Source organism: Butyrivibrio sp. YAB3001 (genome assembly GCF_900112195.1).
Taxonomy (GTDB): domain Bacteria; phylum Bacillota; class Clostridia; order Lachnospirales; family Lachnospiraceae; genus Butyrivibrio.
In genome coordinates this window covers 49,740-62,770 of the sequence record NZ_FOKR01000005.1, presented here as the reverse complement: position 1 = coordinate 62,770, position 13,031 = coordinate 49,740, and the positions used below count along the sequence as shown (strand labels likewise).

The window sequence follows — 13,031 nt, the reverse complement described above, 5'->3', positions numbered from 1 at the left end:
GTGGAAAAATGCGCGACTACTTAGTCAGATTTGCTAATGAATGCTAAAATCTTTGTGAAAATAGTGAATAGATAATAAACAATTGAAAAGCTATACTTCTTTATAGCGTTTATTGTATTTGCAAATTAGGAGGAAAATTCAGGTATGGCAAGTTTATCACTTCAGCATGTTTCTAAAGTTTATCCTAATGGTTTCGAGGCTGTTAAAGATTTCAACCTTGATATCGAGGATAAAGAGTTTATTATTTTCGTAGGACCTTCAGGATGTGGAAAGTCCACAACACTTCGTATGATTGCAGGACTTGAGGATATTTCTTCAGGTACACTTAAAATTGGTGACAGAGTAGTTAATGACGTTGAGCCTAAGGATAGAGATATCGCGATGGTATTCCAGAACTACGCTCTGTATCCTCATATGACAGTTTATGATAATATGGCTTTCGGACTTAAGCTTAGAAAAGTTCCAAAGCAGGAAATCGATAAGATGGTTAGAGAAGCAGCTAAGATCCTTGACCTTGAGAAGCTTCTTGATCGTAAGCCTAAGGCTCTTTCAGGTGGTCAGAGACAGCGTGTTGCTATGGGACGTGCTATCGTTCGTAACCCTAAGGTATTCCTTATGGACGAACCTCTTTCAAACCTTGATGCTAAGCTCCGTGTACAGATGAGAACTGAGATCGCTAAGCTTCACCAGAGACTTGGCACAACAATCATCTACGTAACACATGACCAGACAGAGGCTATGACTCTTGGTACAAGAATCGTAGTTATGAAGGATGGTGTTGTTCAGCAGGTTGATACACCTCAGAACCTCTATGACAAGCCAGGCAACCTCTTTGTTGCTGGATTCATGGGATCACCTCAGATGAACTTCCTTGATGCTGATGTAGAAGTTAGCGGAGACAAGGCTTGCCTTAAGATTGCTGGTCAGTCTATCGAACTTCCACCTGCAAAGGCTAAGAAGGTTATCGAAGGCGGTTATGCTGGTAAGAAGGTTACATTCGGTATCAGACCTGAAGATGTTGATGATTCAGAGATGGTTGTTAGCACATCTAAGGCTGTATTCGAGTCAACAATCAACGTTTACGAGCTTCTTGGTGCAGAAGTTTATCTGTACTTTGATCTTGCTGATTTCCCTATCACAGCTAGAGTTGATTCTCGTACAACAGCTAGACCTGGCGATAAGGTTAAGTTTGCATTCGATGTTGAGAAGATTCACATCTTCGATAAAGAGACAGAGAAGACAATCACAAACTAATAAATATGATTTTGGGGCCACGCTTTATGCGTGGCCTTTTTTATTGAATAGGAAATTCCTATTCAATAAAAAACGCTCCGCTATGGAAGCGCACTCGCGCGAAATGAAGGTGATGCTAAAGCATCCGCACTCGGCGCGAGAGTTTTGCAGGCAAAACTCTATGTTCTGTAATTCATTAAATATAAATAAGCCATCGCACTACCACCTTTGCGCAAGAATATTTATGATATATAATAATGATGGAGTATTTTTGTATAAAGATATAATATTTTTTCAATAGAGAGGCACAGATAAATGATTTCAGCTCAGACAATAAGAACAAGCATAGAGGAACTTGGAGCCATTACTAAGGTTGATCTTTGTGTAATGGACCTGACAGGGGAGACAGTTGCATCAACAACTGAAAAGGATCTGCTTGATGTATCAATTGTTATAAGCTTTGCAAATTCACCTGTGGATTCACAGGTTATAGGCGATATACATCTTTTTAAAGTGCTGGATGAAGGCGAGCCGGTATATGTTCTGCTTGCCAAAGGTGACAGCGAACATGCATACATGGTTGGAAAGATTGGTGTTAGCCAGATTCAGAATCTGGTGATCGCTTATAAAGAACGATTTGACAGGAATAATTTCTTCCAGAATCTTTTGCTGGACAATATGCTGCTTATTGATGTATATAACAGAGCGCGTAAATTGAAAATTGAAGTGAATGCGCCAAGAGTAATAGTTTTGGTTGAAACACAGAACTCTCAGGATAATTATGCACAGGAACTTCTATCAAGCATGTATGGTCAGCATTCGGGAGACTTTGTGACTGCAGTAGATGAAAACAGTGTAATTCTGATCAAAGCCCTTGGAAGAAGCCAGAGCTATGAGGAAGTAAATAAGATTGCCACAACAATCGTTGATATGATGAATACTGAGGCGATGCTTAATGTCAGAGTTTCTTATGGAACAATTGTTGATGAATTAAAGGATCTTAGTAAATCCTTCAAGGAAGCAAAGATGGCGCTTGAAGTAGGAAAGATCTTTTACGCTGAAAAGAGAGTAAATGCCTATAATACCCTTGGTATTGGAAGACTTATTTACCAGCTTCCCGAGAGCCTTTGCAAGATTTTCATAGACGAGATATTTGGTGACAAGGAAGTTCCGGATGATCTTGATGAAGAAACTTTAAATACCATAAATAAGTTTTTTGAGAATAATCTTAATGTTTCTGAGACTTCAAGACAATTATTTGTACATAGAAATACACTTGTTTATAGAATTGAGAAGTTGGAAAAGAGTTCCGGGCTTGATGTAAGAAACTTTGACGATGCGCTTACATTTAAGATCGCGCTTATGGTCATAAGCTACATGAAGTATTTGGAGAACAGATAAAGATAAAAAAAACGGTTCTGAGAAGGATACATGCACGTTTACTCCTGGTAAGAACAGGCAACCTTACAACACATGGAAGATTCCACTTAGTGCTGCTTCGTTCCCGACCTGACACGGTTCGCAGATTTCCATTGCATAAGACCCGAGCCTACACAAAAGGACTGCTACATGCACCCTTCACAAAACCGTTATTTTTTACGGCATATTTTAAAGCCGTAGTAATATAATACTTGTTTCTTTGAATTATTGCAAGGGAATATTAGGTATATAGCTAAATAAGTAATACTAAAGAAATTGCTTATACATAAAATGTGCGCTGTGCTACGTGTTTTGCAGGAAAATGATTTACAAAAATGAATGAATGGAAAGAAAGATGAATATAGAACCAAGAACCTCAAAAGTAAAGGCTTTAAATGAACTTACAGACGAGGAGTTACTTGATATTAAGTATATGAAAGCTGCAATTGCGCAGGCGAAAAAGGCATATAAAATTGGGGAAGTGCCAATCGGGTGCGTGATTGTACATGACGGGAAAATAATTGGGAGAGGATATAACAGAAGAAATACAGATAAAACGCCATTGGCACATGCAGAGATAACTGCAATAAAAAGAGCAGGCAAGGTGATAGGCGACTGGAGGCTTGAAGACTGCAAGCTTTATGTAACACTTGAGCCGTGTCAGATGTGTGCCGGGGCAATTGTTCAGGCAAGGATACCCGAGGTTATCATGGCAGCCATGAATCCTAAAGCAGGCTGTGCAGGATCTGTAATGGATATTTTAAATAACCCTCAGTTTAATCATCAGGTGATGGTAAAAAAGGGAGTTTTGCAAGAGGAGTGCGGAGATTTACTTAAGAAGTTTTTTGTTGAACTTAGAGCCAGGAACAAAGCTGAAAAGGAGCAGAAAGGGAACCTTTCGTGAAAAAGCTGATATCCGTCCTAACGACTATTTGTGTAGTAATCATGGTAGCTGCCTGCGGAGGTGGTAAACCGCAGCATTATAGTGAATATTCAGAATGGGATATTGATTTCAGAGAAGAACCTACGACGATCACTTATCTGACGATCGGTGATAAGCCTGTTAATGGCCAGACAGAGAAAGTGATTGAAGAACTTAATAAGATTCTTATCAAGAAAGTTAACGCTCAGTTGGATATATATTATGTTGGATGGAATGATTATCTAAGCAATTACAACAGAGTGCTGGATGAAGGAATAACCTCTCTTGACCTTATTGGAACAGGAACTGACTGGCTTGATGGATGGCCCAATGTTCTCAAAGGAAATTTTTATCCGATGTCAAAAGAGCTTTTGAGTACTTTTTGTCCTATGACATATGCATCTGTCAGCAATGAGCAATGGGAAAAATGTTCCTATAATGGGAATATTTATTTTATTCCCGAGAATGAATTTACTCAGTGGACAAATCATGGCTTTGTGTACCGTGGCGACATAGCAGATGAAGCAGGAATTGGTGATATAAAAAGCTTTGAAGACCTATCAGAATATGTAGAATATGTTGCGACAAAGAGGCCTGAGTTAATTGCCTGGGATGCAGATGGAACGGATAATATCGTCGCTCTTGGTTATATCATGTCAAAAGAAAAATATGTTCCTATTTATGAGCTTGGCATATATGGATTATTTGGAGCTTATGCTGAAGACAAACTAAAGATTGTCTCACCATATTACGAGGGAGAAGAGTTTGTTGAATTTGCAAGACTTATGAAAAAGTGGGACGAAATGGGGGCGTGGAGAGAGAAGCTATCTGATGCGGGAAATAATCAGAAAGAGTTTTACAGTGGAAATACTGCATTAGAGCAACATCATACACAGAATTATTTTACTTCCATAAGACCAACAATGGAGCTGAAACAACCCGGGGCTGATGCAAGATTTTACTGGTTCGGGAAAGAGTGCGGGAATTTACTTAAAACAAGTATTTTACATGGTGCTATGGCAGTATATTCGGGATCAAAAAATCCGGAGAAAGCGCTGATGGTCTATGATGTTATAAGGAATGATGTTGATTGTTACAGACTTTTACGTTATGGAATTCAGGGCACTCAGTACGAGATCAATTCAAGTGGGATGATAGAGAAACCAAGTGGATACAATGAAAATGCCAATAGCATGCTGACAAATTTCTGGTGGGGCCGCAGGGATGAACTTGAAATTCAGGATTCTACATATTCCTGGGATGAATACTATGACCTCGTGGATGAATATGAGCATGTTGCGGAGGATTATCCTTGGGATGGTTATAATTTCGTATCGGAAGATATTAATAGAAAGTTAAACAAAGTAATAGAAGTATGTGATGAATATATTCCTCAGATTTCCTATGGCAAATATGATTCTGATCCGGAGGAGATTGTTTTGGAGTTTAGGCAAGAGCTTAAGGAAGCAGGAATAGAAGAAATAATGGCTGAGCTTCAAACCATTGTGGATTCATATTAATTTTTTCACTACAAACCATAGGAAAAATGTGTTATCATAGCGATTATATAATTGTATACACGTATAATTATGGTTTGGAAGTGAAAGAGCGAATTGAGAGAAACAATCCGTGACAGCACTTATGGCTTTTGCATCATAATTATAGGTATTGGCAGGTAAAAAAACACAGTCATTGAAGGAGGTTTTGGATGGTAACTACACATGATAAGGGATGTTTTCTGGTAGATGGAATCAATCTTATTCCGGATGGACCTGAGGCAGACGGAGCTCTTAATAGCATTGGAGCAGGCACTTCTAGGGATGAAGCAAAAAAGAATACAATAGCGTATGGTATTTTAAAAGCTCATAATACATCAGGCAACATGGATAAGCTATGTGTCAAGTTTGATAAACTGACTTCACATGATATTACCTACGTTGGAATAATACAGACAGCAAGAGCATCAGGTCTTGAGAGATTCCCTATTCCGTATGTCCTGACTAACTGTCACAACTCTCTATGCGCAGTAGGCGGAACCATTAACGAGGATGACCACATGTTTGGACTTACTGCTGCACAGAAATATGGCGGAGTTTATGTACCACCTCATCAGGCAGTCATTCATCAGTTTGCGAGAGAGATGATGGCAATAGGTGGTGGAATGATTCTTGGTTCTGACTCACATACAAGATATGGCGCTTTGGGAACAATGGCAATTGGTGAAGGCGGCCCTGAGCTTGTAAAACAGCTTCTTGGACAGACCTATGATGTTGATATGCCGGGAGTTGTAGCTATTTATCTTGAAGGAGAGCCTAAGAAGGGCGTAGGACCTCAGGATGTAGCGCTTGCGATAATTGGAAAAGTATTTGCTGACGGATATGTAAAGAATAAGGTTATGGAGTTTGTCGGACCGGGTGTTAAGAATCTAAGCGCAGACTTCAGAATTGGTGTCGATGTTATGACAACAGAGACAACCTGCCTTTCATCAATCTGGCAGACAGATGAAGAAATTAAAGAATTCTACGAGATTCATGGAAGAAGTGAAGATTACAAAGAATTAAAGCCAGGTAAAGTAGCATACTATGACGGACTTGTAAAAGTGGATCTTTCATCCATCAATCCTATGATAGCTATGCCTTTCCACCCAAGTAATGTCTATGAAATAGCAGAAGTGAACAGAAATGCTGCAGATATTCTTGCTGATGTGGAAAAGAGAGCAAAGGTAAGCTTTGGAGATAAGGTAGAGTTTTCATTAAAGGATAAGCTTAGAAACGGAAAGTTCTATGTTGATCAGGGAATCATCGCAGGCTGCGCGGGCGGCGGATTTGAAAATATCTGTGCTGCGGCTGATATTCTTAAAGGTCACTTTATTGGAAATGACAGATTTACACTTAGTGTTTATCCTGCTTCAACTCCTATTTTCATGGAAGTTGTTAAGAATGGCGCGGCAGCTGCAATTCTTGAATCAGGAGCTATTTTGAAGACAGCATTCTGCGGACCTTGCTTTGGCGCAGGTGATACTCCTGCTAATAATGCATTCAGTATCAGACACTCAACCAGAAACTTCCCTAACCGTGAAGGTTCCAAGGTTCAGAATGGTCAGGTTGCATCAGTTGCCCTTATGGATGCCCGTTCTATTGCAGCAACGGCAGCAAATCAGGGCGTGCTTACTCCTGCTACTGAATTTGACGGTGAGTTTAACAAATATAAATATCATTTTGACAGTGAGATTTATAAGAACAGAGTATTTGATTCTCACGGAAAAGCTGATCCATCTGTTGAACTTCAGCTCGGTCCCAATATCAAGGACTGGCCTAAGATGATCGCGCTTACTGATAACCTGCTTCTCAAGGTTGTTTCAGAGATTCATGACCCTGTTACAACTACAGATGAGCTTATACCATCAGGTGAGACATCATCTTACAGATCTAATCCTCTTGGACTTGCAGAGTTTACTCTTTCCAGAAAAGATCCTGCTTATGTGGGACTGGCCAAGGAAGTATATGCTCAGGAGCTTAAGAGAAGAGAGGATGCCCCTATAGAGGAGATAAGCGAAGAAACAGCCGCGGCTATCAAGGTTATTTGCGCGCAGTTCCCTGATGTTTCAGGCAAAAATACAGGAATCGGTTCTACAATTTTTGCAGTAAAGCCGGGAGATGGTTCTGCGAGAGAGCAGGCAGCTTCATGTCAGAAAGTGTTGGGCGGATGGGCAAATATTGCCAATGAATATGCTACAAAGAGATATCGTTCAAATCTTATCAACTGGGGAATGCTTCCATTCATAATTGATGATGGTGAACTTCCGTTTAAGAATAAAGATTATCTTTTCCTGCCTGGTATCAGAGAAGCTGTTAAGAATAAAGCTGAGATAATCAAGGCATATGCAGTTTCCGGTGATGGGCTTAAAGAGTTTGAACTGAAACTTGGTAATCTGACAGATGATGAGAGACAGATTATCCTTGATGGTTGTCTGATTAACTATAACCGCGTAAAATAATGTGTGGATATCTTTGAAATTTTAGGCACAGATTTTTATAGCGTATAAGGATTTATTTATGTTTTCAGACCTGATAGGGAAAAAAAGAATAATATATGCAGCATGTATGCTGTTAACAGTGGGGAGCGTCGCAGGTTGCGGCGCTTCTTCAGCTGAAAAAGAGACAAATGTGACGCAGGTGACACAAAAAGTCCAAAGTGTGAGTACACCTAATTCAACGGATTTTGAGATGCCACAGCAGATTCCTAATATTTTAGTGAATCAGATAGGTTATAACATTGGTTCTGAAAAAAATATTATTTTCAGGGGGAAAAAGCTTCCTGAAAATTATGAAATAAAAGAATTAGAAAGTGGGGAAACTGTTTATACAGGTGAAATCTTAAAGCCTGAGTTGGATGAAGAAAGCGGTATCTTTTACGGAAATGGAAGATTCGGTGATTTTAATGAGCCGGGTAAGTATTACATCTATGCTGATTATTTGGGTGAATCCTATTCTTTTGAGATAGGGGAAGATGTTTATGGAAAAACATTAAATGAGGCCTGCAAAAAATACTATATTAACAGATGTGGAATAGCAATTTCAGAAGTGGATGCAGGTGATAATGGGCATAGTGCCTGCCATACTACTGAGGCGCATTTTCAAGAGAATATGTCAGAGGCGATAGATGTTACAGGTGGCTGGCATCTGGATGGACAGGCTGATAGAGATACAAATATTGGTAGTTACATTGTCGACAACCTGTTACTTGCATATGAGATGAATCCGGATTCTTTTTCAGATGACGAAGGAATGTCTGATAGCGGAAACGGAATACCGGATATAATTGATGAAGCCAAATACGAAGTGGACTGGATGCTCAAAATGCAGGATGCCAAGACCGGAGGCGTATACGGAGCTGCTCTTACCAATATTGGAAGTGGAACGGATGTATTTTTTGCTCCTGTAGAGGTTACGCCGGTATCCATGGAAGCAACGATCAATTTTGCTTCTGCTGTTGCAAGATTTAGTTATCTGTATAAGAAATTTGATGCGAATTATGCCAAGGAAGTGCTTCGAGCTGCCGACAGAGCTTTTGAGAGTTTTTTGAACAATCAGAAAGCTGAAGAGACTACAGCAGCATTTAAAGCGGCGGCGCAGCTTTATAGAACAACGGGCAATGACAAGTACCTCGGAATTCTTGAGAGTTATTTTAACAGAGGAGATTTTACAGATTTATTTAATTCAGATGATAATATTTTTCTTGGTTCTATAGTCTACTTATCCACAAATCAGGAGGTAGATAAAGACGATTGCGAAATCATTATGAAAGCTCTGATGAAAAAATCAGAGAATATCGCAAAGGAAGCTTCATCCGGAAAATATCATGTAGTTGAATTATCATCAGAGGACAGTTTTGTAAAAGTACTGGAAGATATGCGCTGCATGACTATTACAAATCATATCATATATAATTATGAATACAGGACTATAATTGAAAACCATGCTCATTATATGATGGGACTAAATCCTGAATGCATGAATTATGTTACTGCTTCTACAGAAAGAACATACAATGACTATGATATGGCAGCGGGAGTTATGAATAATCCGCAATATGATGCGCTTTTGATACTTTTACTCAGTGCCATTACGGATTGAGAAAAATTGTTACTGTCGCTTACATGGAGCTTAATGCAGTAACTAATAGTCCTTATTTATTTGCATGTAAATAATCATAGTGATAATATGGATGGGTCATGAAAACAATAATAAATGGATTAAATATAAATTACATAGATGAAGGCGCAGGACCGTTGCTGGTTATGCTGCATGGCTGGGGAGCTAATATAGAGCTCTTTTCCGGAGTGATCTCTTTTGCCAAGAGTAAATATCACGTTGTTGCCATGGATATGCCGGGATTTGGTAAAAGTGATGAGCCAAAAGAACCTATGAATGTGGATGCATATGTTGACTTTGTTCTTGCATTCATTAAGCAGTTATATCCCAATGAGAAAGAGATAATCTTTTTGGGACATTCTATGGGTGGAAGGATAATAATCAAGCTTGCGTCCGGGATTAATGATGGTAGGATAAAGACCGATTTTTCAATACCAAAAGTTATTTTAACTGATTCGGCAGGAGTGCTTCCTGTTAAGACGAAGGCTCAGAATAAGCGAACAAAGAGATATAAGTTTTATAAGAATCTTTTGACAAAGACAGGTATAATAAAGCTTTTCCCGCAAACACTGGATATGCTTCAGAAGAAGTTTGGAAGTGCGGATTATGCAGCTGCTTCTCAGGTTATGCGTAAATCGCTTGTTATGTGTGTTAATGAGGATTTAGTTCCGTACATGCCATCTGTCAAGCAGCCTGCACTACTCATATGGGGCGATATGGATACTGCGACACCGCTTTCAGACGGGCAGACAATGGAAAAACTTATGCCGGAAGCAGGGCTTGCAGTGATTAAGGGCGCAGGACATTATACATTCCTTGATAATCCATTTTTGTATAACAGGATACTTGGAAGTTTTTTAAAGATTGATTAAAAAGCGAATAAAATTGGAGAATAGAAATGTATATTTTCACTATCTTGATTAAGATTATAGGTATTATCGCCATAACAATACTGGGGCTTTGGTATTATACCCATATGCTTCAGCTTTCAAGCTATCAGTTTCAGGGGTATTTCAGGTTCCTTGGCTCTATTCAGAGTAAACTTGGACTGCATGTAGGAGCAGCATTTTCCCTGGTCCTTGCTCCGTTTTTCCTGGCAAATGAAATGTGGGTTTTATATGTAGTATTTGACATACTTGCAATCGTATTTATAGTGCTTACAAGCCTTTTGTACATTCCTAAACCTGCTAAAAAGAAATTTGTTGTTACAGACAGGGTAAAAAGATTGTTTGTAACTTATGGAATACTGCTGGCAATACTTTTGTGTGTTTCTGTATTGGTGAATAAATCATCAAAATACGGCAGCGTGATATGTGTTGTTATATGGGCTGTGTATGTATGTCTTTTCCCACTGTTTACAGCACTTGCAAATCTTATAAATCTTCCGATTGAAAAGAGAATCAATAAGTATTTTATTGATGATGCAAAGAGAATGTTAAGAGAGCATCCGGGACTTCGAATTATTGGTATTACCGGAAGCTATGGAAAGACAAGCGTTAAGTATTATCTTACAACTCTTTTGTCAGAGGGCTTTAGTGTTCTTATGACGCCTGAAAGTTACAATACACCGATGGGAATAGTGAGAACTATAAGAGAGCATCTTAAGCCGACACATCAGATTTTTGTATGTGAAATGGGTGCGAGACACCTTCATGATATTAAAGAAATTACTGATATTGTTCATCCTGACGATGGAATACTTACATCCATTGGTTATCAGCATCTTGAGACTTTCCACAGCCTTGATAACATTATCAGCACCAAGTATGAACTGCTTGATGCGGTTGATGAAAAGCTTAAGGCTGAGGGTGGCAAGAATGATGGAACAGAAAAACACCTTAAATTTGTAAATGGTGACAATGAGATCATTAAGTCACATATGAAATACAGTGATGCGATTACTTACGGTATTTCAGATGGAAATGATTATCAGGCAAAAGATATAAAGGTTACAAGCGCAGGAACTACTTTTACAGTGACATCACCGAAGGGAGAGACTGCGGAGTATACAACAAGACTTGTTGGAAGACATAATGTTGAGAATATAGTGGGAGCCATTGCTGCTGCAAACAGTTTTGGAATTCCTATGAGCAAACTGAAAATGGCGGTAAGACGTCTTCAGCCGGTGCCACACAGGCTTGAGCTCAATAAGCATGGCAATGTTTCAATACTGGACGATGCATATAATTCTAATCCTAATGGAGCGAAGGTTGCTCTTGAGACGCTTGCTCTTTTTGAAGACAGTGTTAAGATTCTTGTAACTCCCGGAATGGTAGAGCTTGGCGCAAAAGAGGATGAGTATAATAAAGAATTTGGAAAGCAGGCAGCAGCTGTCTGTGACTACATTATTCTGGTAGGTGACAAGAATAGCGCATCGATCAAGGCCGGTGCAGAAGAGGCAGGATTTGATCCGGAGAGATTGTTTGTAAAGCATACGTTAAACGAGGCTACAGCGCTTATGTATGAGATAGATGCAGGCAGAGAAAAAGTAATTCTTCTTGAAAATGATCTGCCGGATAATTATTCATAAAAGAACTATAGGAAGGAAGTATTTTTATTATGAAGCTTAGAGTTGCTGTTTTATTTGGAGGGAAAAGTACTGAGCATGAGATTTCAATAATCTCTGCGATTCAGGCTATTGGATATATAAATCGTGACAAATATGAAGTTATTCCTGTCTATATCACAAAGAACAATGATTACTATATCGGAGAGTATGTGGATAAGATTGAAGAATATACACATATTCCGGAACTTATCAAAAAGAGCACACAGGTAATCTGGATTAAGGACGGAGATAAGGTTTCTCTTGTAAGATATCCCATGAAAAAGTTTGGAAATAACGTGTTGGCACAGGTTGATGTTGCATTCCCTATTGTGCACGGAACAAACGTTGAAGATGGTACACTTCAGGGGTTCCTTGCAACTTTAGGGCTTCCTGTTGTGGGATGTGACGTTTTATCTTCAGCTGTTGGAATGAATAAGTATGTAATGAAGACAGTTCTTAAGGATAATGGAATCCCTGTTCTTGATTGTAAGTGCTATACCTGGAAAGATTATGAGAATGTTGATGAATTGGTTTCAAGGATAGAAAAAGAGTTTACATATCCTGTTATCATCAAGCCTCTTAATCTCGGTTCAAGTATCGGAATCAAGAAAGCATCTGATAGAGAAGGACTTCTTGAAGCGCTTGATCTTGGTTTTGAGTTTTCTAAGAAGATTTTGGTTGAACCTGCAATCACAGAGCTTAAGGAAATCAACTGTTCTGTTCTTGGAGATTACGAATCAGCACAGGCTTCAGAATGCGAAGAGCCTGTAAACTCAGATGACATCCTTTCTTTTGAGGATAAATACATCGGCGGAGCAAAGGGCTCAGCTAAGGGTGGCGCAAAGACAGGCGGATCTAAGGGAATGGCATCACTTAAGAGAAAAATCCCTGCAGATATTACACCTCAGATGCGAGATGAGATAAGAAAAATGGCTGTTGATGCCTTCATCTGTCTTGGATGTTCAGGTGTTTCCCGTATTGATTTTATGCTTGATAAAGCTACTAATAAGGTTTACTTAAATGAGATCAATACAATTCCGGGTTCACTTTCATTTTATCTTTGGGAGCCTCTTGGAATGAAGTATGAAGAACTTCTTGATAATATGATTCAGTTGGCACTTAAGGCTGACAGAGAGAGTCATAAGGTTGTCTATTCATTTGAAACAAACGTGTTGGAAGGCGTGCACCTTGGCGGAAGCAAGGGCGCAAAAGGATAATAAAAAGGCTGTGATAAGTGAGTTTTTCATTTATCACA

Annotated in this window: 9 protein-coding genes and 1 other RNA gene; 9 read left to right on the top strand and 1 reads right to left on the bottom strand. The window is 39.1% G+C overall.

Annotation, left to right across the window (positions count from 1 at the left end):
* The first annotated feature begins 144 nt into the window (after positions 1 to 144).
* Entirely contained in the window at positions 145 to 1,254 is a 1,110-nt protein-coding gene (locus BM086_RS07210) for an ABC transporter ATP-binding protein (protein WP_092325298.1), read from the top strand.
* A 294-nt stretch (positions 1,255 to 1,548) separates the two neighbouring features.
* Complete coding sequence (locus tag BM086_RS07205; protein WP_092325296.1) at positions 1,549 to 2,634, top strand: PucR family transcriptional regulator; 1,086 nt, start codon at positions 1,549 to 1,551, stop codon at positions 2,632 to 2,634.
* A gap of 48 nt (positions 2,635 to 2,682) precedes the next feature.
* Here BM086_RS07205 and ffs read toward each other — a convergent pair.
* Positions 2,683 to 2,782, bottom strand: an RNA gene (gene ffs, locus BM086_RS07200) — signal recognition particle sRNA small type.
* 225 nt (positions 2,783 to 3,007) lie between these two features.
* Between ffs and tadA the strand changes: the two genes are divergently transcribed.
* The 7 genes from tadA to BM086_RS07165 all read left to right on the top strand — a co-directional run bounded on the left by tadA (position 3,008) and on the right by BM086_RS07165 (position 12,993).
* Positions 3,008 to 3,556 carry a tRNA adenosine(34) deaminase TadA gene (gene tadA / locus BM086_RS07195; RefSeq protein ID WP_092325483.1) on the top strand — a complete coding sequence of 183 codons (549 nt, stop codon included), beginning with the start codon at positions 3,008 to 3,010 and terminating at the stop codon, positions 3,554 to 3,556.
* On the top strand, positions 3,553 to 5,094 hold the full coding sequence (locus tag BM086_RS07190) for a DUF3502 domain-containing protein (protein WP_141107707.1): 1,542 nt from the start codon (positions 3,553 to 3,555) through the stop codon (positions 5,092 to 5,094). Before tadA ends, BM086_RS07190 begins: the two co-directional genes overlap by 4 nt.
* Before the next feature lie 188 nt (positions 5,095 to 5,282).
* Positions 5,283 to 7,571, top strand: a complete 2,289-nt coding sequence (locus BM086_RS07185) for a hydratase (protein WP_092325292.1) — start codon at positions 5,283 to 5,285, stop codon at positions 7,569 to 7,571.
* A gap of 58 nt (positions 7,572 to 7,629) precedes the next feature.
* Positions 7,630 to 9,210: a glycoside hydrolase family 9 protein gene (locus BM086_RS07180; RefSeq protein ID WP_092325290.1), complete on the top strand. Its 1,581-nt coding sequence runs from the start codon at positions 7,630 to 7,632 to the stop codon at positions 9,208 to 9,210.
* Between the two features lie 98 nt (positions 9,211 to 9,308).
* The gene (locus tag BM086_RS07175; protein WP_092325288.1) at positions 9,309 to 10,100 is read left to right on the top strand and encodes an alpha/beta fold hydrolase; all 792 of its coding nucleotides are present in this window, start codon (positions 9,309 to 9,311) and stop codon (positions 10,098 to 10,100) included.
* Between the two features lie 26 nt (positions 10,101 to 10,126).
* The gene (locus BM086_RS07170; protein ID WP_092325286.1) at positions 10,127 to 11,758 is read left to right on the top strand and encodes a Mur ligase family protein; all 1,632 of its coding nucleotides are present in this window, start codon (positions 10,127 to 10,129) and stop codon (positions 11,756 to 11,758) included.
* Between the two features lie 29 nt (positions 11,759 to 11,787).
* Positions 11,788 to 12,993 carry a D-alanine--D-alanine ligase family protein gene (locus tag BM086_RS07165; protein WP_092325284.1) on the top strand — a complete coding sequence of 402 codons (1,206 nt, stop codon included), beginning with the start codon at positions 11,788 to 11,790 and terminating at the stop codon, positions 12,991 to 12,993.
* Positions 12,994 to 13,031: the final 38 nt, after the last annotated feature.